A 24,720-nucleotide genomic window follows, 5' to 3' on the forward strand; every position below is an offset into this window, starting at 1 on the left:
AAAAAATTGTGAAACGTTTAGTATAGCCTTCCGTCTAATACATTGATAACAACAAAGGGGACGGTAAAAAATGAAAAAATTACGCTATCTTTATTTAAGCTTTATAGCCATTTGTCTTCTTCTCGCACCTACATTTGTATTAGCAAAGGAGGGGGAGAATTCCATGAATTCTAAATTAGAGAGGTTTACCGGAGTGGTTAAAGAAATCACTCATAAAGCGGACAATGTCATACTTACGGTAGAAACAGAGGAAAAAGAACCAATTGTCACTATTTTTACTATTTCAGATGAGACACTTTTATTTAACAGCGGTACCACGAAGGAAATTAAACAAAAGGATTTTGTTAAAGGACAACGAATAGAAGCCTATTATGACAAAACACAGCCTAGGATTATGATTTATCCTGCCCAAATCACTCCTGAGCTAATAATTGCGCATGATTCCAAAAATGTAGGCTTTGCTAAAGTGGGTATCTTTAATGATGAGTTAACAAGTGAAGACAATCAGCTGAAGCTTAACATTACTAAGGACACGCTTGTGGTTAATGAGCATGGAGAGAGTATTATACAAAAGAATTTTGCAGGTCATGAGCTAATTGTATTTTACAAGTCCACAACTAGAAGTATTCCTGCACAAGCAATACCATCCAAAGTAGTGGTCTTGGATGATGAAGAGCAGAATGCCAGCAACTTTATCAAGTTTACAGGAACCGTTAAGGAAGTTACTAAAGATAATAAAGAAGTGACCTTGACTGTAGAGTCAGACGATGATGAGACATTGGTATCTATGTTTGTATTGAATAAAGACGTTATAGCGCTTAACGATGCTTCAACCAAAGAAGTATCGATTGACTCGTTTCAAAAGGGAACTAAAGTGGATGCTTATTATGATAAAAATAAACCAATGATTTTAATCTATCCACCAAGAATCACGCCAGATATAATTGTTGCTCATGGAAAAAAGGGTAGCTTAGTAAAGGTGTCAAAATTCAATGAGGATTTTGTAAGCTTAGACAGAGAGCTTCATCTTCAAATTACCAATCAAACCAAATTAATGGACGAAAAGGGTAAGAAAATTAAACAAAAGGATTTAAAGGGTAAGGAGTTAATCGTATTCTATAGCGCTCCTAAGGGAGAACAGAAGCTTATAACTCCTTCTAAAATTATTGCAATAGACTATGTTGAACCTGCTGTAAAGGAGCTCAATCATCTAATAGAAGATAACCATTTTATCCACAATGGGGTTAAAATGATTCCTTTACGCCAAGTGGCTCAATACTTAGGGTATGAGGTCATATCTCATCCAAAACGAAATAGTATGTACTTAAAGCTTGGTAACGGTTCTTTTACCATAACACGTGGTGAGCTGAAGTATGGATATAATAAAAGTATAAGGGAATTCCAAGAGGCTCCTGTTTTGCACAACAAGCAGACCTATGTGTCTGAGGATATTTTAGAGTTATTGATACCTGAGTCGTGAGCGAAAGTCATCCTTGCTTTTAGAGAGGGATGGCTTTTGTTAGGATAAAAATAAAGAGGGGCGAAAAGTAAATGAATATACATAAAATAGATAGCAATTATCCAATGGATTTGTTGCTTTTAGCTGATCCTTCAGAGGAATTGGTGGAAGCCTATTTGGATAGAGGGCAATGTTATATAGCGAAAGATAGCGACGAAACAATTGGAGTTTATGTATTGCTACCCTTGGATGACGACACTATAGAGCTCAAAAATATAGCTGTGCATGAGCAATATCAAGGAAGAGGACTAGGAAAAGAATTGGTACTTCATGCAATTGAAAAATCCATGGAGCTTGGATATAAAATAATAGAGGTGGGAACGGGAAACTCTAGTTTAAACCAGCTGGCGCTCTATCAAAAGTGTGGTTTCCGAATCGTATCTGTGGATAGAGATTTCTTCACTATACATTATTCGGAAGAAATTGTGGAAAACGGAATTCCGTGTGTGGATATGATACGACTAGAAAAAAGATTATACACAGGAGGACTATAGAGCATTAGAGTTTATATCAACACTCTGGATTTCAAACGGGAGTCATCGCCCCGTTTGAAATCGCATAAAGCTATGCGTTATGTAGAAGCTTTAAGACTTTCTTTAACTCGGCAGCTTTAATTTGTCCGGGAGCGGAAGCAGAGAGAACTGAACCAAATGTAGCAGCTGAACCAAAAATCTCTCCAGCCATACGGCTAACGATACCTGCCTTAGCCATAGCCATCGTAATAATCGGACGGTCTGCATATGTAGAATACATTGTGTAGGTAGCATCCAAAAGGGTAAGGACGTCTGCGGGGCTACTAGGCATCACAGCTATTTTGGGGATATCTGCCCCTAGCTTTTGCATAGTTGTCATTCGTTCTATTATGACTTCTTTGGAAGGTGTCCCTTTAAAATCATGGCTTGACATTACCACAGAAATTTTAAAATCCTTAGCTAAAGCTACTATTTCCTCTACATCCTCTGAAAAAAGCTCTATATCCACTAAATCTATTTCTTTTGTTTGGATGACCTCACGCAAAAGCTGCTTATAATAGGTGCTCTCTATAACAGTAGAACCGCCCTCCTTATGACTTCTAAAGGTAAATAGAAGAGGAACCGGATACAAAAAATTACGTATATAGGAAAGGGTATCCTTGACCACTTCTATGTTTTCCACTCCTTGCAACAAATCTACTCTCCACTCCACTATATCTGGAGCGCTTTCTTTAACTAGTGGTAGCTCATTTAAAAGGAAGTCTTTATCTTTTCCTGTTAATGGAACAATGACCTTAGGAAGTCCTTCTCCAATATGAATATCCCGAATAGAAATAATTTTCATAAATATCTCCCATCATGCAACGTTTTACGTTATATTAACATAAAACATTACAAAGGGGATGGAAAAATGAGATTTCAAATCTATGAAAGTGCAGAGAATTTTTACGAGAAGGCAATACCTTTTTTAAAGGAAAATGAGGACAAATTTAGCTTGTTTCTAGGGGTGCTAGAAAGAATACGAGTAGGTGGATATGAAAACCCGCTAATGGCGACTATTGAAGAAGATGGAGAGTTAATTGCTCTTTTTCAAATGACTCCACCACATCCTCTAAATATTATTTTTGTGGATCCAAATAAAATAGAGGCATCAACTGATTTAGGTATAGAAGAAATCATACAACGAGGTATACATATTGACTCCATAATAAGTGTGAAAGAGTGGGCTATGCATTTTGCAGAGAAATGGGAAGAAAAAACCGGTCAACCCCACTCCCTGTTAATGGACCAAGGGCTATACCGATTAGATCAGGTGGATGATATGTTAGAAGCTAGTCCAGGCTCCTGGAGGCTTGCTAATGACAAAGACGCTCCACTAATCGAATCTTGGCTTAGCCAATTTGAAGGAGATACGGGACTTCCGAGAAGCGCTAAAGAAGATATAGCTCAAAGAGTGGAAGCTATGTTAAATGCTCGTGAGGTTTTTCTTTGGGAGGATGAAGGGGAAATCGTGTCCATGATGAAGAAGGCGAGACCTTCCGCGCATGGGGTGACTGTTTCTATGGTGTTTACTCCAAAAGAGAAACGACGAAAAGGATACGGCAGAACCATGGTGGCAGCCTGCAGCAAGGAGCTATTAAAGCAATATGACTTCTGCGTGCTATATACGGATATGCTAAACCCGACCTCCAACAAAATCTACCAAGAAATTGGTTATCAGAAGCTAATCGACTCCGTTCATTTGAAGCTAGGAAGTAAATAAGGTTGTATACACCAAATGTATATTGACATTAGGATTGCATTCCACTAAAATTAGTAAAAATTAATAGACAATTCAGTGATAAAGAGAGTATCCGAATGCAGTAATGCCAAGCGAGTCAGGGGAGGTGAGAGCCTGATGCAAAACTTTTCGGAGAAACGCACTTTGGAGAAGCTTTTTGAACTAAGAGTAGAAAAGACCGGGGAAGTCCTCGTTAATAACGTTAAAGCGGTCACAACGTGTGACAACTAGAGTGGTACCACGGGAATTTAAGCTCTCGTCTCTTCATAGAGGCGAGGGCTTTTTATATGAAGAAAAAATGTGGAGGCTGAATGTATATGGAATTAGTGAAGCAAATGGCTTTTTTGGTAGAATCTGTTTTAAAAGGTCTGTTAACAGTAGATGAGATAGAGAAGCTTTTTGAAAAGCCAAAGAACGAAGAATTAGGAGATGTAGCATTTCCTTGTTTTACACTAGCCAAAATATATAAAAAATACCCGCAGCTAATAGCTACTGAATTGGCAACTCAGTTAAAAGGCTCTCTTATTTTTAAGGTAGAAGCGGTAGGTGGCTACGTGAACATCTTCTATAACCAGCAAACCGTTGCTAAGCAAGTACTTAAGGAAATAATGGAAACCAAAACCCAATACGGCCAGCTGCCAATGAAGAACGAGAAAATTACGATAGATTTCTCCTCACCGAATATTGCTAAGCCCTTTTCTATGGGACATCTACGTTCTACGGTAATAGGAAATGCGCTTGCCAATATAGCAGAAAAGAACGGATACAAGACTATTCGTATTAACCATTTAGGAGATTGGGGAACTCAATTCGGTAAGTTAATCGTGGCCTATAAGCTATGGGGAGATAAGGAAAAAATAGAAGCCTCGCCGATAGAAGAGCTATTAAAGATTTACGTAAAGTTTCATGAATGGGCCGAAAAAGATGAATCTTTGAATGTGGAGGCAAGAGCTGCCTTCAAGAGTTTGGAGCAGGGGGATGAGGAGGCTAGAGAGCTTTGGAATTGGTTTAAGGAGGCCTCTCTCAAAGAGTTTCAAGGTATTTATGAACTATTAGGGATTGTATTTAGTTCCTTTAACGGTGAAGCATTCTATAACGATAAAATGGAACCTGTGGTTAAAGAGATAGAAGAAAAGGGCTTACTAACTGCATCTGACGGGGCACTAGTAGTGGAGCTCGAAGATATGCCACCATGTCTGATTAAGAAAACGGATGGAACTACCCTATATGCAACGAGAGATTTAGCGGCAGCCTTGTATCGCAAAAAAGAATATGATTTTGCAAAGTCATTTTATGTAGTGGGCAACGAGCAAACGCTTCATTTTAATCAGCTGTTCAGTGTGCTTCAAAAAATGGGCTATGAGTGGGCAAAGGACTGTCAGCACGTACCGTTTGGAATGATGCTGAAGGATGGCAAGAAGATGTCGACTCGTAAAGGGAAGGTGGTTTTATTGAAAGGAGTATTGGAAGAGGCGATTGAAGAGGCGAAGAATAGCATTAAGGAGAAAAATCCATCTCTTCCTAATAAAGAAGAGGTCGCAAAATCGGTTGGGGTAGGTGCAGTCATCTTCCATGATTTAAAAAATCATCGTATGAATGATGTAGAATTTTCACTAGAACAAATGCTTAACTTCGAAGGGGAAACTGGCCCGTATGTCCAGTATACGCACGCAAGAATTTGTTCGCTTCTTCAAAAGGGCTATTTTGATGCTAACAATGTAAGGCTGGAAGGGTTAGAAAAAGAGACTTGGCAAACGATTATGACACTTCAACGTTTTCCACAGGTTATACAGAAATCCTTTGAACAGGTAGATCCATCGCTTATAGCAAAATACTGCCTAACACTATCTCGCCACTTTAATAAATATTATGCACATACAAAAATCCTCGTTGATGACGAGACAAAGGTATCCAAACTGACACTTTGTTATGCGGTTGCGATAGTTTTAAAGGAAGGGTTGAGCTTACTGGGGATAGAAGCTCCGGAGCAGATGTAAAAAAAAGAGGACTGGTTATGGATACTCACTACCAGTCCTCTGTTATATTTATTTTAAATCAATAATGATGTCATCCATCTTAAATTGTTTTTGATCGGCTGTACTATCATTAGAGCGACCTCCCTCTTTTATAGAACCATCCTCATTATAATCAACTAAATCATAATCATATAATTCTACTTTAGGAGTAATTATGAGTTGGGTAGCCTTAGGATTAATCTTCTCGTAGATAGCACCCCATTTAATATTACGCTTAGCAGAGTTATAATCTCCTCCACCACTTTGGTCTTTAAGAGAATAATGATTACCTAGATTATCTTGAACCATTAAATTAACAGAAATATTATCCCACCCTTCATACAACTTAGCGGAGGTAAATTCTTCGAAGACTAGATGAAATGAATTCGGTGAAATTGTTAGCTTTTGTAGATGAATTGCAATATCTTCTTGTTCCAACTTTTTATCTAAATGATAGATAGCGATATCAGCCTTACTTAAAGTAAAATTGAACTTCCAATCGCCTTCGATAGGTTCATTATCAATGGTACTTCCTGGACGTAAGTAATCAATGTTCCACTCTATTGGCAAAGTGGCATCCCTTTCGTCCATTTTCATAGTAATAATACCTACATATTTATTTTCGCTCTCTGGTACTTTACTTGCTGCATGGCTTCCAGTTTTCGGAGAGCCTTGAAGGTGTGGTACCCCTCTAATTACAACGGGGTTCCCAAGATCTCTATTGGCATCGATTGTATAGGTAACAATCATAGATTCCCCATCGTAGATGGCATCGGCGACGGTTATGTCTATCCCATTGCTTGTTGCTGTTATATTTATAGGAGTAGAAATATCTGCATAACCCTCATAATAAGTTCCTCCGTCACCGGTATTTCCATATAAGAATTTATAAATATTACTGATTACTGTAATATTGTCCGCATAGGCTGTAAAAGAAAGCCCTACTAAAGCAGAGATGCTTAGTCCAATCGCAAGGGAAGCGGCAGCTAATAACTTTTTCCCTTTCCTTTGTTTAGATGTGCTGATTTTATTTATTAATTCTTTTTTTACCTTCGCTCGCTCAAACTCGCTTACTTCTACCTCTTCAAATTCGTCTACATCTATTTCGATATCATTAAATTGCTTGTAAAGGTCCTTCATACAAAGCTACCTCCTAGAAGAAATTTTGTAACCTGTCCATTTAGCCTTTTCTTTCCTCGGTATATACGATTATCGACAGAGGCTTTTGTTTTTCCGAGCTTCTTAGCGATTGTCTCTGTGCTTTCTCCAAGAAAAAAACGCATGATGAAGATTTGTTGGTCAATTGGGTCTAGTTTATGGATTAATTGCATTAGCTCGTTTCGGTTTTCTGTAAGGATTAAACGTTTTTCTATTGAATCAGCTGGCTGAAGCTCCATCTGCTCACTGGAAACCTCCATATTACGAGTTGCTTTTCGGTAGTAATCAATTGCCTTAAATTTAGTGATCACACAGATCCATTTTTTAAAATCAGTTGTGTCCCCATTAAAATCCTTGGAGTGATCCCAAATGGATAAAAAAATATCATTAATACATTCATCCATCATTCCAGCATTATTTAAAGGGGAGAGAACCTTGTAGGTAACGCCTTTTATTAGCGGTAAGTAATTATCCACAATATATTCGAGTGCATCTTCTTTTCCAGATTGCAGCCTGTGGATAAAATTAGATTCAGTTGATTTCATCTACAATAGCTCCTTTTGGTAGTTGTAAAAGCTTTTACACTCTATATAACGTCTACGATTTTAATTTTTCTCAAAAATAAAATATTAATTTTAGAGTAACATGAGAAAGTAAAAAAATGGACATAAAAAAAGGCTGCGTTTTGCACGCAGCGATGGCTTATTGACTATTTTTACTTTGCTGAAGTATTTGTGATTCCCCTGATAACTCCCAGTTCTCTACTGTTTCGTATGCTTGTTCAGGAGTATAGCCTTTACCGACTAGGACCCCCATAAGTATAAATTCTTGGAGGATGTGCTTCGTATTAATGCCTCTTTCAACATCATTTAGACCTTCATTTACAAGGTATTCCGTATATTGAATCCATTGATCTGGAAAGGCAACTGGTTCGGGACCATTGCTTGTGGTAGTAGATGCAGTATTTTCAGTTGCTGTCTTCTTAGGAGTATTCATCGAAATATTCTCCGTTAAAATATAATTATACAGCTGAGCGTGCTTCATTTCGTCTGTTAATATCTCAAAGACAATATCTCTATATTCACGATAGGGTAGGCCTTCCCGTATTACTCTGTATTTTTCCATTGCTTTTAGCTCGCCGAAAAATGCTTTCTTAATACCGCTTATATAATCGGCTGGAGGGACAAATTGTTCTTCCGTGGTAATGACAACCTCATTACCAGATAATGCTTTGTACATTTGTTTGAACCATTGCCTATGTTTTACTTCATCGTTTCGAATGGAGGTGATTATTTCAATTTGCTCTTGCGTCGGAGCTAAGGAAATTAAATAATCATAAAAAACTTGATCTTCTTTTTCTCCTTGTACGGCACCGGCTATTAATGTTAACGATTGTTGGAAAGCCTGTTGAGCATACATCTGTTGGTTATAATTTTCTGTTTTATTCATACATTTCCCCTTTTGTTATAGTCCTTACCTAGTCTATGAGAAAAGGGGAGAAAGAGTGTTTATAATTTAATTCCAGAAGTTGCTCGTCTAGCTACAGTTAGTCTGCCATTGTCAGATGTTAACCTGACTTGATGAGTCCCTGCGCCAAAGACTGTTTTAGAATTACGTTCACCAAAAATATCGACTTTACCCCAATCGACTTTTGCAGAGATAGATACATCTGTAGGGTCGGATTCTGTTTCAATCATGATACTTCCGTTGTCCGTTTTAAGGTCAATCATGCGATCAATGCTAGTTGTTAACAGTTCGATACGTCCGTTGTCCGTTTTCCCCAGGATATCCCCATTTACATATTGCATGGTAATTCGGCCATTGTCCGTCTCTGCATAAACCTTCTCGGTATCTACATTGCGAAGCTCTATTCTGCCGTTGTCAGTCGTAGTAGTTAACTTATCAGCCTGGACTCGGTCTAACTCGATACGCCCATTATCTGTGGAAACCTCCATCATAGTAGAAGCTATTTCTTGAAGTGCAATGGAGCCGTTGTCAGATGAAATTTTAACATTTTTTCCTAGCATTTTTTCTGCTCGAATACGTCCGTCATCTGTTTTCATAATAATAGTCGAATATAATTTTTTAGGTAGAGCAACGTTTACTTTCAATTCCTTTACTTGAAAAATAAAAGTAAAGAAGCTCATTTTTTTAGATTTTAACTTAATGGAGAGGGTGTCATCTATAACTTCAGCAACGAAGGAAAGCTTGTCATTGTCTCCAATTAGTTCGATAGTTGTTTCATCGTTCTCTGATGGAAAGACATTTAGAGAACCGTAATCAAGATCGATTAACACATTATTGAAACTAGAATCCGGTATAACAATTAACTTATCACTTGTAAAAGCCTTTGGCTGGGACTTTACCGGAACATAATTTTCAAGAAGCTCCTGTGCGATAAGCTTTGGAGAACCAAGTGAAGTAGAAATGTCGCTGTCCGTTTTTCCATCCTCTCGTGCATTTGAAAAGTACTCTCTAATATCTGAGATTATTTCGTTTCTCTCATCGGTCGTCATTTGATGTAATGCAAGTTCCAATTCCTTAATAAATTGTTGCTCAGTCATTTTTTACACCCTCTTCGATTAGATTATTCACACCATCCGTAAAGCTTTTCCATTCCTTTAATTGCTCATGAAGATATGTTCTACCGAGATCCGTCAGCTTATAATATTTACGTGGAGGACCTTCCGTTGATTCCTGTAAATAAGTTGTGAAGTAGCCTTCTTTTGTTAATCGTCTAAGGAGTGGATAAACTGAGCCCTCAGAAATCGAGATTTGATCTGATATTTTTTGTACAAGTTCATAGCCATATCGATCCTGCTTATCCAATAAGACAAGCACGCACAGGTTTAGCACACCCTTTTTAAATTGTATATTCATTTTCCTTCACTCCCTTCGCTACTATTCAATAAACAGTACCGTTGGTAGTAATATACCATATGCTATTATACAATGCAAGGTACTGAATAAAATAATAAGTGGTATGGATCATTTAGGTTCGTTTACGGGCGATTCTGAGCAGTGAATGGGGCACTTTCACCAAGGTAATGGGCGGAGACGAGCACGCATTGGGCACTTGCCATAAGGATATAGGCGCTTCTATAATTTAGGAATGATACCCAGCAGTACGGTATAATAAAAGAATAATATTTTATAGCTTAGGAAGGACAGTGGAAAGAATGTTTAAATGGCAAGGGGCAGCTGGTATTTGTTTAAATGAGCAGAATGAAGTATTAATGGTTTTACAGGCAGCACCGGGAGAAGACAAGCTGTGGACAGTTCCTTCAGGGACGGTGGAGGAAGGGGAAACTTTTGAAGAATGCTGTGTCCGGGAATTTTGGGAGGAGACAGGCTTAACTGTTCGCCCAATTGAAATGATACATAAAAAAAGTGGAATATTAAGTGATTATGGTATCTCGTATTATGTAGAGTATTTTATAGTAGAATTTCTTAGTGGAGAATTAACGATTCATGATCCAGATGAATTTATCCATGAGATTGCTTGGAAGTCATTGGACGATATTAAGAACTTGCCACTAGCTTATCCGGATGATATCCACATAATAGAGCAACTCTTAAAAAACTAGAAGGCTAGCCTTCTAGTTTTTAGTGTATTCTACAATAGCGTCACGTAAAAATTGCGCCGCACCAGGTTGAACTTTATCGTAATAAGCTTGAAAGCGTTCGTCTGCCACGTACATTTCTGCTAGGCCAGCATGTACTTCCTTTGAATAATTTGGCCAATGAAAACTTATCCACTGTTTATGCAGTTCTGCTGTCTTTTGTCCGAGTTTACTTGTTGGGTCACCAGCAGCAATCGCTTCTTTTAAGCTATCTAATACATCTTGCTCTAAATTTACAACATCTTCATAATGTTCCTTCGTCATGTTTTTTAGAATAGCATTGGATTGGTCTATAACATTATTTCCGTAATTGTTTCGAATTTCCTCACCATACATATCCTCATTGTTGTCCACAAGCTCTTGTTTAAATCCTTCAAATTTTTCTTTGTCTGTCATTTTAATACCCCTTTCATATTCTTGAATCGATTTATCCACATTATTTATTAACAAATCTAGCTGAGCTCGTTTCTGAATTAGTTTTTCCTTATGCTCCTTTAAAGCAACAGTACGGTCGAAGCCAGGTGAAATGAGGATTTCTTTTATTTGTCCCAAGCTTATCCCCAACTCTCGGTAAAACAATATTTGTTGAAGGCGATTTACCTCCGCTGATCCGTACATTCTATAACCTGCTTCGCTTAGGCTTGCTGGTTTTAATAAATCGATTTCATCGTAATAGCGAATAGTTCGAGTACTAATTCCAGCAAGTTCTCCAAGCTTCTGAATTGTATATATCATTACTTCACCTCCAGTTATATGTAGTGTAAAGGTTTACGTCGCGTGAAGGTCAAGACTTAAAAAGAACTTTTTTTCATAAACCTTTTTGACCGCACTTTACGAAAAGTATTTTCTATCTTATCTTTGAACAAAGGGGGTTATTATAAATGACTACAATAGCGTTTATTAGACATGGTGTGACAGCTTGGAATAAAGAGGGACGAGCTCAGGGTAAAACGGATGTGCCGTTAGATGAAGAAGGAATTTTAATGGCAGAGCGAGTTGCCGAGCGGATGGGAAAAGAGCAGTGGGATGTAATGTATACTAGTCCACTAATTAGAGCAAAGCGTACAGCTGAGATTATAGCAAAAAAGCAACCTGAAATAAATTTTAATATAGATATCCGTTTGGGAGAAATTGGAGGAGGTCTTGTAGAGGGAACTACTGAGCAAGAACGAGTAGATAAGTGGGGTCTAAATTGGAGAGCGCAGGATATGGGCTTCGAAAAGGAAGAGGTTATTATCGCTAGAGGTATGTCCTTTATCGAGGATATACAAAAAGCGCATCGAGGTAAGAAAGTAATAGTTGTTAGTCATGGTGGTTTTCTTGCAAGAGTTTTTAACGCACTTATACCAGGTGGAGAATTCTCTAATGATATTGGAAATACCTCAGTTACCATTGTTGAGCTAAAAGATGAGAGAAACCATTGCCACCTGTTTAACTGCATGAAGCATTTAGAAATGAGGGAGGTATGATGGAAAAGGACGCTTCCTATTATATTGAGCATTTAGGCTTGGAGCCACATGCAGAGGGTGGATACTTTCGTTCAACCTTTTCCTCTGACAATACAATAAGTGCAAATGGATTGGATAGAAAGCTATACACAAGCATATACTTTTTACTTGGGGAAAAAGATATCTCTCATTTACATCGCTTGAAATCAGACGAGCTTTGGTATTTTCATGGAGGCGATCCTTTAACTGTCCATGTAATTGATCAAGAAGGAAGTTACCATGAATACAAGCTTGGATTAGATTTAATGAATGGTGAAGTCCCACAATTAATTGTGCCTGGAAATTCCATCTTTGGTTCATCGGTTGCAGAAGGGGGAGCCTTTTCTTTAGTTGGGTGTATGGTTGCACCGGGCTTTGAATATGAAGACTTTGAAATATTCACACAGGATGAGCTGCTAGAGAAATATCCGGAGCATGCTTCAGTCATTCAAAAGCTTGCATACAAAAATATTCCAAATACGTATTAGTTATGAAACGTAATGAACTATTAGAGAAATGAAATATAAAACAAGCTTAAAAACGTATTTCTAAGCTTGTTTTATCTTCGAAACGTCACCATAGAGAGTTTTTGCTTATTGTCGAACAATGGGCATGGAACAACATCTGAATGACCCACCTGATTTAATAATTTCAGAGAAGTCGACCTCCAACACTTCGTATCCGTGTTTTCTCATTTGGTCATTAACACCACGGTTTACTGGTAAACTTAGCACCCGATTTTGACCAATAGACAATACATTGGTCCCCATAGAGAACTGTTCCTGTTCACTTACTTCAATCAAATGATACATGCTCGATAAATGCTCGAAGGTTTCCTGGTCAAGCGCATCTGGATAAATTAATGCATCTTGTGCCGAAAGAATATTGAATACACAATCTAAGTGCAAATACTTTGGATTAAAAGGTATGGGGATAATTTCAAACTCAGGTAATTCACTTTGGAGATCTTGAATAGCATTCTGACTTGTGCGATGACTAATCCCTATAAATACACGTTTTCCGTCAACAATTACATCGCCACCTTCAATCGAATGATTGGAGAGTTTCTTATATGTTATATCATGTTCCTTCATCCATTCGGCAAGCACCTTCTCTTCACCTTGACGAATGGGATTCGCCATTTCAGAAATAAAGAGATGTTTGCCCAAAGTAAAACCAATATCTCTAGTGAAGACTTGTTCAGGATGCTCTTTACTTGGTTTTAGTTTAATTACCTCGATACCTGCCTCCCTTAAAGTTTGTTCAAACTGCTTGTGTTGGGACAGGGCAAGAGATCGATCAATATTATCATTTATATATTGTTTTTGAACATCATTAATCACTTCTTTAATTTCCATATATTGAGGTTCACATAAGAATACCTTTTTTAGTGAGCCATATTCACTCTGACAATTTATTTGTGTTATATCTTCTATCATCTTCACTATAATTCATCCTCCAGTTTATTCATTCACCCTTTATATTCCCCAAATCAGTATTTTATAACCTATTGGTAAAATTTATTTGTTGTTTCAGGAAATCGAGTAAGGGGTAAAGACACATAAAGATTTGTGCGAACAAGACAGTGGAGGAGATTATATGATTACGAAGGAACAAGCGTTATTAACAAAGGAAGACTTTAAAATTAGAACAGACTTGCCGAGTTGGCTGTATAAGGAATATGAAACATTTCATAATACGGTAACTGATAAAACATTCCCGTGTTTTTTTGGAATGAGTGGCGAACTGAAAGGCGAGCTCCGCTATGCTTATATTAGTCAAGATGACTGGAGTAACTTACCTTATGCAGTAGCAGATTTTCTAGATTTATTTAAATTACCAAACTATAAGAGACATGGTCTCTTTGTATTTGTTGAGCCTTTTGAGCAAGAGGGTTCTATTGATGATTACAGAAAGCAATTTTGGGATATCCTTCAGTATTTACATGAGGTCGATGAGGTTGAATGGCCAGAAGATAGTCCTCGCGACCCTGACCACTACTTATGGGATTTCCGATTCAATGGTGAACCAATCTTTGTATTCGGAAATGCTCCTGCTTATAAAAAACGAAAGACTCGTCATCTAGGGAATGCAATGGTGCTAGGATTTCAGCCACGTAAAATATTTGAAGGTCTAGAAGGTACTGAAAAAGGTGGAATTATGTCACGTGAGAAAGTTCGTAAACGTGTAGAAGCATGGGACCAACTCCCTAAGCATCCAGATATCGGTCACTTCGGAGATCCAACGCATAATGAATGGAAACAATCCTTTATAGGTGATGACATTGAGCCGATTCAAGGTAAATGTCCATTTCACCATAAATCACAAGCTTAAGTCCCCTCTTTAGGGGATTTTTTTTGTTGTTTAGGAAATTATAAAATTCTGAACCTGTGGGTAAATTGATGTCTAGCTTCATCGCCTTGCCCCTCGGGGTCAAATGGATAAAAACTGCTCCTGCGCAAGCTCGTCGCAAACAAGAGCGTTTGCGGTGGCTGAGGAACTGCCTCCTCGCTTTTCTCCATTTGCCTGTCGGGGCAGACATAGGCGCTTGCGCTTTTTTTGATAAATGAAGCACAGTAAAGGAGATATGCATACAATTCTCTAAATATTTATAAATAATAACGAGAAAAAAGGTATAGTGTCTATACTAATTGAAATACAATAAGGTAGACGAGTGTTCGGAGGCCTTAAATATGACAAAAAAAATTGCGGTAATCTTAGTGGTAATATTTTTCTTTACTATAATAGAAGCAGTTTTAACAACGAACAAAGAGGAAGAGCCGAAAGAGTTTATAAATAAAGAGGAAACAGTAACAGGAGGGCAGGCAGTTGTCTCTCTCGTTTTTGAGCTAGCAGAAAAAAGGCAGGTTATAAATGTTCCGTTTATCGTTGGCGAGACCGATACGGAACAATTGTACGAGCTATGGGGAGTACCTGATGAAAGCAGTAACCTCTCCAATGATATTTATGATACTTATCTAACTCGTTACGCAACGATTGGACATCATTCAGGAACTGTTTTTGACGTTAGAACTAATTCCTCATATATACAGGAAGTTCAGTTAAAGGACATCCATTCAGTTGCAGGTGAGCCAGACATGATACGAAGCTATCAGGATGAGGGGAAAGAAGAAACTATCCTAGTTTATGAAGTAGCTCCAAATATACAATTAAAATGGATTTTACCGAAGCCCACAGAAAGTGTTCCTAATCCCAATGTACATCATATTTCAGTGTACACAGATTTAAAAGAGGCAAGCTCCCCAGTGAAAACTTCTCCAGTAGACCGAATGACCTTAGAAGAAAAAGTTGGTCAAATGATTTTTGGAGGAATTGATGGAGTGGAATTATCGGAGGAAGGTAGGAGAATGGTTAGGGAGGATAAGGTTGGTGGTGTTATCCTTTTTAAAGATAACTTAGTGAATGCAAACCAAATCGTAACCTTACTGAATTCCTTGAAGGCTGAGAATCAGGAAGAAGACCCTCCACTTTTTTTAGGGGTAGATCAAGAAGGGGGACGGGTGACTAGGATTCCGGAACTTAATGATTTACCAACGAACAAACAAATTGGTCAAAAGAATAATTTGGATTTAGCAAAACAATTAGGGGTTATATTAGGTAGGCAACTAAATGCATATGGATTTAATCTAGATTTTGCTCCTGTAATGGACGTAGATAGTAATCCCGACAATCCTATTATTGGCGATCGTTCTTTTGGAAGTAATCCTAAAGTGGTAAGTGAGTTTGGAATTTCAACTATGAAGGGTTTACAAAGTCAAAATGTTATCTCGGTTATTAAGCATTTCCCTGGTCATGGTGACACAGAAGTTGATTCGCACGTTGAGCTTCCGATAGTAAATAAGGATTTAAAGGAACTTGAAGCGTTAGAGTTAATTCCCTTTGAAAATGCTATTAAAAGCGGAGCTGATGTTGTAATGATCGGTCATATACTATTGCCTAAGATAGATGAGGATATGCCTTCTTCTATCTCTAAAAAGATTATTACAGATATACTGCGTGAACGTTTACAGTATGAAGGAGTCATCATGACGGATGATATGACAATGAAGGCTATTTTAAATCATCATGAAATAGGAGAGGCATCAGTAGAAGCTATAAAGGCTGGCAATGATATTGTATTAATCGCTCATGACTATGAAAAAGTAGAAAGAGCAATTCAAGCTATTTTAGATGCTGTCCGTAATGGAGAGATAAAAGAAGAACAGATTAATAAGAGTGTGGAACGTATTCTCCATTTAAAAGAAAAGTACCGACTAAGCAACAATCAGCTTTCTTCCATTAATATAGAAGAGATCAATAATTTAACGAACGAGTTCACTAACAATATTTTGAAATAATAAAAGCTTCCTATTTAAAAGGGAACAAAGAGGTTGGGACATAATTAGTCTCACTGTTGGGTGCTTGGAATAGTATTGATATTTACTAAATATAGAGGGAAACACTAGTTGTTCGTAGCGAAAGCGGCGAACAACGATGATGAAGTAGCAAAAAAGCCCTGAAAATTTTACTGTTTGTAAAATTTTCAGGGCTTTTGAACTTCTAAGTTGGGTTTTGTCCCAGCCCCTTTCTTTTTTTCTTTAGTTTTATAAGCAAATTACTGTATGTGATTATCTTTAACCAAGCTTGTCTATCATATAGTGATGAGGAATAATAATTTATAGTCCGTTATGTTTCAAGTTAATCGAAAGGGAACCGTTTGTTTGTAGTTGGGCAAAATAAACCTCTTCTATAGATTGAACTCCTTGCTTACGTAGTTTTTTCATTAACCAATCTTCATCTAAATTTAATTCTTTGAGATTTTTACGGACAATTTTACCATCTGATATAATTTCAGTAGGCATATAAGTCGGTAATGAAACATCTGCCTTCACATCTTGTTTTGTTGCTCCTTGTTCAGCAGGCTTTTTAAAAACACTAAGCTCTCCATTTGTCTCTAATACCGCGAACTGTACGTCATCTATGGAAAAAATGGATTGTTCTCTTAGTAACATCATCACATCATCCATATTCATGCGTGCAGATTTTAAGGACTTTAAAGAAATTTTACCATTTTTGATAATAATAGTTGGTTCATCATCTAATAGCAGACGTATTTTGGGGGAAAGCTGCGAAAAATATGTCATTATGATTGTAAGTACTGCCCACCATATTAACGATATAATTCCGTCCACAAAGGGAGTTTCTTTTTGCGACGCGAGTTCCGCTGCTATAGAACCAATTGTTATTCCTGTGACGTAATGGAAGAAAGTTAGTTGGCTAATTTGTTTTTTTCCCATTATTCGTGCTAAAAATAGTAAAACTGCAAAGGAAATGGTAGTTCTCCAAATCATTTCCCAAAAGTTAATATCACCCATTGTGATCGATACTCCTTTAAATAAATATACTTCCACGTATTTTGCCCTACTTCCTTCTATATATCCATTTTAGGCTGAATTTTATAAAATCAAAGATTTTACGATATAATAATGAAACTAACTATTTTGATAGGGAAGTGTGCAAAATTGTCGCAAACATCGCAGCTTAAACAGGGAAATCCTATCTATCCAATTATGGTAGCAATGGGCATATGCCATCTATTTAATGACACGCTACAATCTATCGTTCCAGCCATGTTCCCAATCTTAAAAGATGAAATTGGATTAACCTTTACTCAGCTAGGCTTCATTTCGTTTGCACTTAATATGGTTGCTTCTTTACTACAGCCAGTTGTAGGCTTTATAAGCGACAAAAAGCCAATGCCTTATGCACTTCCTCTAGGAATGGTAAGTTCTTTTATTGGGGTGGTCGGGCTTGCCTTTGCAACGGATTATTGGATAATAATTATAGCGGTATTGTTTTTGGGTTTAGGCTCTGCGGTCTTTCATCCTGAAGGGTCTAGAGTTTCTTATATGGCAGCAGGTAATAAAAGAGGGCTTTCTCAGTCTATTTATCAGGTGGGAGGAAACTCCGGACAAGCATTAGCCCCTCTTATCAGTGCATTTATCCTAATTCCACTAGGGCAAAGGGGAGCTGCATTGTTTTTAATTGTGGCGGCGATTGGGATTTTCATGTTAAGCAAAATTTCAAGTTGGTACAAGGCGCAGCTGAATGAGGTGAATTTGGCAGCTAAGAAAAAAGCATTTATATCTTCGTTACCTGCTTTAACTAAGAAACAAGTAGGCATCGCTCTTGGACTTTTAATGATCATCATTTTTGTACGTTCTTTTTATGTAACGAATATTACTAGCTTTTATATATTTCATCTGACCGAGAATTACAATTTTGTTACGGAGAGAGGTCAACTAATTGTTTTCCTATTTCTTGCTGTAGGAGCAGTGGGGACATTTTTTGGAGGTCCTATGGCAGATAAGATTGGAAGGAAAAAAGTGATAGTCATTTCAACGGTTATCCCAATTCCTTTCTGTCTTGTCTTACCTTATGTGCCAGTTTGGGCTATTTTATTATTGCTGACTTTAATAGGATTTTTAATCATGCTCAGTTTTTCAGTGACAGTTGTTTATGCCCAAGAACTAGTGCCAAACAAAATTGGTACGATGGCAGGTCTTACAGTTGGACTGGCATTTGGAATGGGTGCCTTAGGGTCTGTTCTTATTGGTATTCTTATGGACTACATCGGGATTTATTCTACTATGGTGGTAGTATCGCTTCTTCCCTTACTAGGAGTAGTCGCATTTGCTTTGCCGAAGGATGGCAAGGTTGTAGAGTGACGTAATTTAAAGTTTAAATCATACAAAACAAAAAGACTGTGAACCAACTTCGTAAATTTCTGAGTTGGTTTACAGTCTCTTAAGCTGTTAAAGGTTTCTCTTAGTATGTTATCTTGCTTTTAGTGTACAATCATCGGGTACTTGGGAAGGGTCTGTAACTAAATTGTCTTGGATATGGACTTGCTGCATTTTGTTATTATGCATAAATTTAAAAATCCCGTTATCAAAATCTGTCCCTATTTCCTTGAAGAATATTCCTTCTTGGCACATGTTCTTAGCACAAGTAAAGGAAACCTTATAAGTGTCTCCATCATTCACTAAATAGGCTCTTACACCTTTTTCAAAGACACCTTCTTCTTCATCTTTTATAGCACGTTCAACCGATACTACATGGAAATCGACAAAAGGGATTTCTTTTAGCAAGACATTCATAAACGACCCTTTAGTAATTTCTTCCCATCTGCTTTGAGCAGTTTGTCCAATAATTATTTGAGTAATATTCAGGTTATGTGCAACTTCTTTAATCACCTTAGGAGATGGGCGTTTTTCATTATCACGAATGATAAATTCTTCCACCTCAAGTTCATCTGCTAATGCTTTCCATTGATCTACGTAACCTGACTTTTCTGCATCGAAAGCATCGTATGGAAGTGGATCCACAGTTAATATATAAAGAGGGCAGTCCATAATACTAGCCATTTTATGTCCTCTTCTAATAAGTCGTTCACCATTTGGTCCATAGTATACGCAGACAAGTATACTTTCATCCATCCTACCTTTTGTGCGTTTCACGGTTGTCTACACCCCATTTATCTTAGTCTCATCTATTCTAGTGACATGTACAAAATAATGCAAATTATAAGCTATAGTAAACACTATAAGTGCAGAGAAGTGCGGTTTAGTGTATAATTTACTTAGGAAAAACAAGAATATACTATTAATTACCGTTAAGGAGTCAAAAAGATTAAAAAAACGCTTCTTTAAATATTGAAATTTTCTCCTTAATACTGCATGAAGAGATTGTAAGACTTAGTCTCTTATGCACTGGTTTTACCCTCTATGATCAGGCTACCGAATACTAAAATAGTTATTCTAGCTTAGCCATTTATATTAACGTAAAATCATGCCAAAGTAACGGCTATGATTTATACCTCTTATTCTGCTGATTATCATATGAACCCCATATGGAATCCTATTATGCAACTAGTTACCCTAATAGTCAAGTCTCTCTTTCAAATGAAATAAATCTTTCTATATAGAATTTTCATACAATATATGGAAATAGGAGGTTAACAATTGTTTTCTATTAACTTTGCTATTATTTTCCCATTTATAATAGCTGCGATTATACCCGTCTTTTATAGATACTTTAAAAAAATACATATTGGCTGGCTTGTCTTGTTAGTACCGACCATTTTGTTTGTAATGCTTGCAAGTTTTATTCCCTCTGTAGCAAGTGGAAAAACATACTTTAATACATACAATTGGATCCCCTCGTTGGATATAAATTTCACCACTTATTTAGATGGTCTAAGTATCATATTAGGTTTGCTTATTACTGGTGTAGGTAGTTTAGTTATAATTTATTCTATTTTTTATCTTTCTAGTAAGGAATCTCTCCATAACTTTTATTGCTACTTACTGCTCTTTATGGGCGCCATGCTCGGCGTTGTATTTTCTGATAATTTAATGGTTTTATATGTATTTTGGGAACTAACCAGTGTATCCTCGTTCTTATTAATAGCATTTTGGAGCCATCGAAATGCATCTAGACAAGGGGCACAAAAGGCACTGCTTATTACTGTTAGTGGTGGTATTGCGATGCTGGTTGGATTCATCATGCTCCATACAATGACTGGAACATTCAGTATTCGAGAAATCATTCCAATGACCTTGGAAATAACAAATCACCATTTATTTTTGCCAGCCATGCTTTTAATCCTATTAGGTGCCTTTACGAAATCTGCACAGTTTCCGTTTCATATTTGGTTACCGGATGCCATGGAAGCACCGACCCCTGTCAGTGCGTATCTACATTCGGCAACTATGGTTAAGGCAGGTATATATTTAGTAGCTCGCTTTACGCCGATTTTCGGTATTGATCAAGTATGGTTTTGGACAGTAAGTATCGTTGGTATGATCACCATGTTCTGGGGTTCCTTTAACGCGGTGAAGCAAACCGATTTAAAGGCACTACTAGCTTTCTCTACAGTTAGTCAGCTTGGATTAATTATGAGCCTGTTAGGTCTTGGTTCTGTTGCTTTACAATATGGCTATTCTGAGGAGTCTGTTATCTATACGCAGGCTACGTTTGCTGCGCTATTTCATATGATTAATCATTCTACCTTTAAGGGTGCGCTGTTTATGGTCGTTGGTATACTTGACCACGAACTCGGAACACGTGATATTCGCCGATTAGGTGGACTAATGACCTTTATGCCAATTACCTTTACAGTTGCTACAATTGGAAGTCTATCGATGGCAGGACTTCCACCTTTTAATGGCTTTTTAAGTAAGGAAATGTTCTTTACAGCCACCATTTCGATAATGGAAGCAGATGTTTTCTCCTTGCAGTCATGGGGTGTAATATTCCCGGTTATTGCTTGGGTGGGGAGTGTACTAACATTTATATATTGTATGGTTTTCATCTTTAAAACTTTTTTAGGGAAAGCACAGCCTGAAAAGTTGGATAAACCAATTCATGAAGCACCAATTGGTATGCTTATTTCACCAACTATCCTAACAGGTTTAGTAGTAGGTATATTCTTCTTTCCCAATTTAGTTGGTAATTATTTACTAAAGCCGGCAATGGCTAGTATTTACCCATCCTTTGGAGATCCGGAGAAGCTAACACCTTCCATTTATGCTTGGCATGGTTTTAATACGGAGTTACAGATGACAATCGGAGTAATAATAGTAGGTTTTCTTCTCTTTAAAGTTTTAAGATATTGGAGACCAATTTATAACATCCTACCGCAGAAATACTCCTTTAATGCTTTATATATGAACTTTCTAAGCTTTTCAGAGAAGCAGTCTACAGTTACGACAAAAAGTTATATGACAGGCTATTTAAGAGATTATCTTATGTATATTTATATTTTCTTTATAGCAACAGTTGGTGGATATTTACTAATTTCGGGTGCTTTTTCATTCGATACAACACCAAGTGCAAAGTTTAGGACATACGAGATTATTTTAGTGATAATTATGGTTATTGCTAGCTTAGCCATGTTATTTGCAAAATCTAGAATTACTGCAACTTTATTAAATGGGGTTTTAGGCTATACCGTAGCTATTTTCTTTGTAATATTTAGAGCTCCAGATTTAGCATTAACACAATTGGTAGTGGAATCGGTTACTACTGCACTTTTCCTTTTGGCATTTTCACATTTACCGGATTGGCAAAAAGAAAAAGTATCATCAAAAACTAAGAATATGAATGCCATTATATCAATTGGAGTAGGGTTAGTAGTAGTTTTAGTCGGATTGTCAGTGTTGAACTATGATCAGTTCGAACGGATTTCTTATCTATTTGAAGATGCATATAACTTAGCGGGAGGAGCTAATATTGTAAACGCGATATTAGGCGATTTCCGTGGGTTCGATACGATGCTAGAAGTAGTTGTTCTTTTTATAGCAGGCTTAGGTATATATACCATGATTAAGCTTAGAGCGAAAAAGGAGGACACTGACAGTGAAAATCAATGATGTTATTCTTCGTAACGTTGCTAAAATAGGTGTTTTTATCATCTTAACCTTTGGTGTTTATTTATTTCTTTCGGGTCATAATACACCAGGTGGGGGTTTCATCGGAGGACTGGTATTAGCTTCTGCCTTCGTTCTTCTATACTTATCAAATGGGATCGAAAACGTTCAAAAAAGTCTTCCTTTAGACTTTAAGCTCGTAGCTGCTGTAGGAGTATTATTAGCTACTGGGACAGGTTTAGGTTCCCTGTTATTTGGGGTTCCATTCATGTCTCAAACATTCGCCTATTTTGATTTGCCGATCTTCGGTAAAACAGAGCTAACAACTGTCACGATTTTTGAAGCAGGAGTTGCCTTAACGGTAGTTGGGGTGCTCGTTACGATAATTTTAAGCATAAGTGAGGATGATAGCTAATGGAAACAATTATGGTTATATTAATCGGTATTTTAGTTGCCGTTGCTACTTATCTAATCCTTTCTCGTAATATAATTCGAGTCATTTTAGGGACTGCAGTATTATCTCATGCAGCTCATTTACTTATATTGACTATGGGAGATTTAAAAAGAGGGAACGTGCCCTTGTTAAAGGAAGCAAACGCACCTTATACGGATGCGCTGCCACAAGCCTTGATATTAACTGCTATTGTAATTAGTTTTGCAGTAACAGCTTTTATACTTGTTCTTGCATACCGAGCGTATCAGGACATTGGCACAGATGACCTGGATGCATTGAGAGGAACAAATGATGAATAATATTATTGTCTTACCTTTAATCATTCCTATTATGATAGGAGTTTTATTAGTATTTTTTAATCGTCAAGTTAAATTGCAACGTATCATTACTTTAGTGACCTTGCTTTCGATTACCGGAATTAGTATATATACTTTGAATACCATACAAAAAGAAGGAATTCTTCGATTAGACTTTGGCGGCTGGGAGCCTCCATTTGGAATTTTATTTGTGGCAGATTCCTTTTCCATGTTGCTGGTATTGACTGCAAGTATTGTAACTACCCTTTGTATGATGTATGCCTTTTCTTCTATTGGAGAAAGACACGAGAAGATGTACTTTTATCCGTTTGTGTTGTTTCTGTTAGCTGGGGTAAACGGCTCATTTTTGACAGGTGATATGTTTAACCTGTTTGTCTGTTTTGAAGTTACACTATTGGCATCCTATGTATTAATAACCTTAGGCGGCACAAAGCGGCAGCTAAGAGAATCTATTAAATACGTAGTGATTAATGTGGTTGCTTCGTGGTTCTTCTTATTGGCACTTGCTTATTTGTATGGTTCTCTTGGGACGCTTAATATGGCCCATCTATCACAGAGGGTAGCTGAAGCAGGACAAGATCCCCTGTTAACCACTATAGGAATACTGTTTCTAGTCGTTTTTAGCGTAAAAGCGGGATTATTACTATTCTTTTGGTTACCAGGTTCGTATAGTGCGCCACCTATGGCAATAGCTGCTTTATTTGGAGCTCTTCTAACAAAGGTTGGTATTTATGCCTTGTTCCGTACATTTACGATTATTTTCTATCATGATCCTTTTATAACGCACACGCTGCTAGGTATTATGGCTGGTATCACACTCATTGTTGGATGTATGGGAGCAATTGCCTACAAGGATATGCGCTTGATAGCCTCTTATAATGTCGTAATTGCTGTTGGGTTTATGCTTGTTGGTTTAGCAATAGGAACTACTGTTGCTATTGAAGGTTCTATATATTATATCATGCATGACATGATTGCTAAGGCAATGCTATTTTTATTGGTGGGTACAATGATTTCTTTAACAGGTAAAACAAGAATTGATGAGATAAGCGGTTTGATTAAAAACTATCCGTTACTTGGTTGGATGTTTTTCATTGTGACTTGTTCCCTAGCTGGAATTCCGCCGCTTAGCGGTTTCGTAGGAAAAATATTGGTAGGTCAAGGGGCAATTGAATCAGGGGCTTATATATTATTAGCCTTGGCATTTCTCTCGAGTATAGTAGTTCTGTATTCGTTGCTTCGCATATTTTTAAATTCCATATTCGGTGAAACTATTATCAGTCTAGAAGATGAAACACCCTTGAAGTTTGGCATGATTTTTCCAATATTCTTACTAGGTATTGGAACGCTTGCACTCGGTCTGGGAGCAGAGGTGGTATCGGTGTATGTTAGTGATGCAGCAAATACGCTGACCAATCCTTCCATATATATTGATGCCATTCTAGGCAGAGAAGAGTAATG

General features: G+C 37.3%; 24 protein-coding genes and 1 other annotated feature. Of the genes, 14 read left to right on the forward strand and 10 right to left on the reverse strand.

Annotation, left to right across the window (positions count from 1 at the left end):
* Positions 1 to 163: 163 nt before the first annotated feature.
* Entirely contained in the window at positions 164 to 1,480 is a 1,317-nt protein-coding gene (locus MKX96_RS02070) for a stalk domain-containing protein (protein ID WP_340881613.1), read from the forward strand.
* A 71-nt stretch (positions 1,481 to 1,551) separates the two neighbouring features.
* The gene (locus MKX96_RS02075; RefSeq protein ID WP_340881615.1) at positions 1,552 to 2,013 is read left to right on the forward strand and encodes a GNAT family N-acetyltransferase; all 462 of its coding nucleotides are present in this window, start codon (positions 1,552 to 1,554) and stop codon (positions 2,011 to 2,013) included.
* A 70-nt stretch (positions 2,014 to 2,083) separates the two neighbouring features.
* On the opposite strand, the gene aroD is transcribed toward MKX96_RS02075, so the two are convergent.
* Entirely contained in the window at positions 2,084 to 2,836 is a 753-nt protein-coding gene (aroD, locus tag MKX96_RS02080) for a type I 3-dehydroquinate dehydratase (RefSeq protein ID WP_340881617.1), read from the reverse strand.
* A 66-nt stretch (positions 2,837 to 2,902) separates the two neighbouring features.
* Between aroD and MKX96_RS02085 the strand changes: the two genes are divergently transcribed.
* Entirely contained in the window at positions 2,903 to 3,754 is an 852-nt protein-coding gene (locus MKX96_RS02085) for a GNAT family N-acetyltransferase (protein ID WP_340881619.1), read from the forward strand.
* 66 nt (positions 3,755 to 3,820) lie between these two features.
* Positions 3,821 to 4,039: a binding site (T-box leader), on the forward strand.
* A gap of 50 nt (positions 4,040 to 4,089) precedes the next feature.
* The gene (gene argS, locus MKX96_RS02090; RefSeq protein ID WP_340881621.1) at positions 4,090 to 5,769 is read left to right on the forward strand and encodes an arginine--tRNA ligase; all 1,680 of its coding nucleotides are present in this window, start codon (positions 4,090 to 4,092) and stop codon (positions 5,767 to 5,769) included.
* Positions 5,770 to 5,817: 48 nt separating this feature from the next.
* On the opposite strand, the gene MKX96_RS02095 is transcribed toward argS, so the two are convergent.
* The 5 genes from MKX96_RS02095 to MKX96_RS02115 form a co-directional block, all read right to left on the reverse strand.
* Complete coding sequence (locus MKX96_RS02095; protein ID WP_340881622.1) at positions 5,818 to 6,927, reverse strand: DUF4179 domain-containing protein; 1,110 nt, start codon at positions 6,925 to 6,927, stop codon at positions 5,818 to 5,820.
* Complete coding sequence (locus tag MKX96_RS02100) at positions 6,924 to 7,490, reverse strand: sigma-70 family RNA polymerase sigma factor (protein ID WP_340881623.1); 567 nt, start codon at positions 7,488 to 7,490, stop codon at positions 6,924 to 6,926. Before MKX96_RS02100 ends, MKX96_RS02095 begins: the two co-directional genes overlap by 4 nt.
* Before the next feature lie 157 nt (positions 7,491 to 7,647).
* Positions 7,648 to 8,394 carry a ferritin-like domain-containing protein gene (locus tag MKX96_RS02105; RefSeq protein ID WP_340881624.1) on the reverse strand — a complete coding sequence of 249 codons (747 nt, stop codon included), beginning with the start codon at positions 8,392 to 8,394 and terminating at the stop codon, positions 7,648 to 7,650.
* Between the two features lie 59 nt (positions 8,395 to 8,453).
* Complete coding sequence (locus MKX96_RS02110) at positions 8,454 to 9,509, reverse strand: DUF4097 family beta strand repeat-containing protein (protein WP_340881626.1); 1,056 nt, start codon at positions 9,507 to 9,509, stop codon at positions 8,454 to 8,456.
* Positions 9,502 to 9,825 carry a PadR family transcriptional regulator gene (locus tag MKX96_RS02115; protein WP_298474236.1) on the reverse strand — a complete coding sequence of 108 codons (324 nt, stop codon included), beginning with the start codon at positions 9,823 to 9,825 and terminating at the stop codon, positions 9,502 to 9,504. The genes MKX96_RS02110 and MKX96_RS02115 overlap by 8 nt, the downstream gene beginning before the upstream one ends.
* A gap of 299 nt (positions 9,826 to 10,124) precedes the next feature.
* On the opposite strand from MKX96_RS02115, the gene MKX96_RS02120 reads away from it, so the two are divergent.
* Positions 10,125 to 10,532 carry an NUDIX hydrolase gene (locus MKX96_RS02120; protein ID WP_340881629.1) on the forward strand — a complete coding sequence of 136 codons (408 nt, stop codon included), beginning with the start codon at positions 10,125 to 10,127 and terminating at the stop codon, positions 10,530 to 10,532.
* Between the two features lie 12 nt (positions 10,533 to 10,544).
* Here MKX96_RS02120 and MKX96_RS02125 read toward each other — a convergent pair whose 3' ends face one another.
* Entirely contained in the window at positions 10,545 to 11,303 is a 759-nt protein-coding gene (locus MKX96_RS02125; protein WP_340881630.1) for a MerR family transcriptional regulator, read from the reverse strand.
* A 146-nt stretch (positions 11,304 to 11,449) separates the two neighbouring features.
* On the opposite strand from MKX96_RS02125, the gene MKX96_RS02130 reads away from it, so the two are divergent.
* On the forward strand, positions 11,450 to 12,037 hold the full coding sequence (locus tag MKX96_RS02130; RefSeq protein ID WP_340881632.1) for a histidine phosphatase family protein: 588 nt from the start codon (positions 11,450 to 11,452) through the stop codon (positions 12,035 to 12,037).
* Positions 12,034 to 12,543 (forward strand): cupin domain-containing protein, encoded by a 510-nt coding sequence (locus MKX96_RS02135; protein WP_340881633.1) that lies wholly within the window; start codon positions 12,034 to 12,036, stop codon positions 12,541 to 12,543. The genes MKX96_RS02130 and MKX96_RS02135 overlap by 4 nt, the downstream gene beginning before the upstream one ends.
* A gap of 105 nt (positions 12,544 to 12,648) precedes the next feature.
* Here the strand turns inward: MKX96_RS02135 and MKX96_RS02140 are convergent, their stop codons facing one another.
* Positions 12,649 to 13,494: a dimethylarginine dimethylaminohydrolase family protein gene (locus tag MKX96_RS02140; protein ID WP_340885834.1), complete on the reverse strand. Its 846-nt coding sequence runs from the start codon at positions 13,492 to 13,494 to the stop codon at positions 12,649 to 12,651.
* A gap of 160 nt (positions 13,495 to 13,654) precedes the next feature.
* On the opposite strand from MKX96_RS02140, the gene MKX96_RS02145 reads away from it, so the two are divergent.
* Entirely contained in the window at positions 13,655 to 14,389 is a 735-nt protein-coding gene (locus MKX96_RS02145) for a YqcI/YcgG family protein (RefSeq protein WP_340881635.1), read from the forward strand.
* Between the two features lie 359 nt (positions 14,390 to 14,748).
* On the forward strand, positions 14,749 to 16,413 hold the full coding sequence (nagZ, locus tag MKX96_RS02150; protein ID WP_340881637.1) for a beta-N-acetylhexosaminidase: 1,665 nt from the start codon (positions 14,749 to 14,751) through the stop codon (positions 16,411 to 16,413).
* Between the two features lie 318 nt (positions 16,414 to 16,731).
* On the opposite strand, the gene MKX96_RS02155 is transcribed toward nagZ, so the two are convergent.
* Positions 16,732 to 17,430, reverse strand: coding sequence for a DUF421 domain-containing protein (locus tag MKX96_RS02155; RefSeq protein ID WP_340881639.1), 699 nt, complete (start codon positions 17,428 to 17,430; stop codon positions 16,732 to 16,734).
* 195 nt (positions 17,431 to 17,625) lie between these two features.
* On the opposite strand from MKX96_RS02155, the gene MKX96_RS02160 reads away from it, so the two are divergent.
* The gene (locus MKX96_RS02160) at positions 17,626 to 18,783 is read left to right on the forward strand and encodes an MFS transporter (protein WP_340885836.1); all 1,158 of its coding nucleotides are present in this window, start codon (positions 17,626 to 17,628) and stop codon (positions 18,781 to 18,783) included.
* Positions 18,784 to 18,891: 108 nt separating this feature from the next.
* Here MKX96_RS02160 and MKX96_RS02165 read toward each other — a convergent pair whose 3' ends face one another.
* On the reverse strand, positions 18,892 to 19,575 hold the full coding sequence (locus MKX96_RS02165; RefSeq protein WP_340881641.1) for a histidine kinase: 684 nt from the start codon (positions 19,573 to 19,575) through the stop codon (positions 18,892 to 18,894).
* A gap of 504 nt (positions 19,576 to 20,079) precedes the next feature.
* Here MKX96_RS02165 and MKX96_RS02170 point away from each other — a divergent pair.
* The 4 genes from MKX96_RS02170 to MKX96_RS02185 are packed head-to-tail and all read left to right on the forward strand — an operon-like array spanning position 20,080 to position 24,718.
* Positions 20,080 to 22,491 carry a Na+/H+ antiporter subunit A gene (locus MKX96_RS02170; RefSeq protein WP_340881643.1) on the forward strand — a complete coding sequence of 804 codons (2,412 nt, stop codon included), beginning with the start codon at positions 20,080 to 20,082 and terminating at the stop codon, positions 22,489 to 22,491.
* A complete protein-coding gene (locus MKX96_RS02175; RefSeq protein WP_340881645.1) occupies positions 22,478 to 22,903 on the forward strand; it encodes a Na(+)/H(+) antiporter subunit B in 426 nt (141 codons plus the stop codon). Before MKX96_RS02170 ends, MKX96_RS02175 begins: the two co-directional genes overlap by 14 nt.
* Positions 22,903 to 23,241 (forward strand): Na(+)/H(+) antiporter subunit C, encoded by a 339-nt coding sequence (locus tag MKX96_RS02180; protein ID WP_251553286.1) that lies wholly within the window; start codon positions 22,903 to 22,905, stop codon positions 23,239 to 23,241. Before MKX96_RS02175 ends, MKX96_RS02180 begins: the two co-directional genes overlap by 1 nt.
* On the forward strand, positions 23,234 to 24,718 hold the full coding sequence (locus tag MKX96_RS02185) for a Na+/H+ antiporter subunit D (RefSeq protein ID WP_340885837.1): 1,485 nt from the start codon (positions 23,234 to 23,236) through the stop codon (positions 24,716 to 24,718). Before MKX96_RS02180 ends, MKX96_RS02185 begins: the two co-directional genes overlap by 8 nt.
* The last annotated feature ends 2 nt before the right edge of the window (positions 24,719 to 24,720 follow it).

The sequence above is a fragment of the Psychrobacillus sp. FSL W7-1493 genome, from assembly GCF_038004905.1.
Taxonomy (GTDB): Bacteria; Bacillota; Bacilli; order Bacillales_A; family Planococcaceae; genus Psychrobacillus.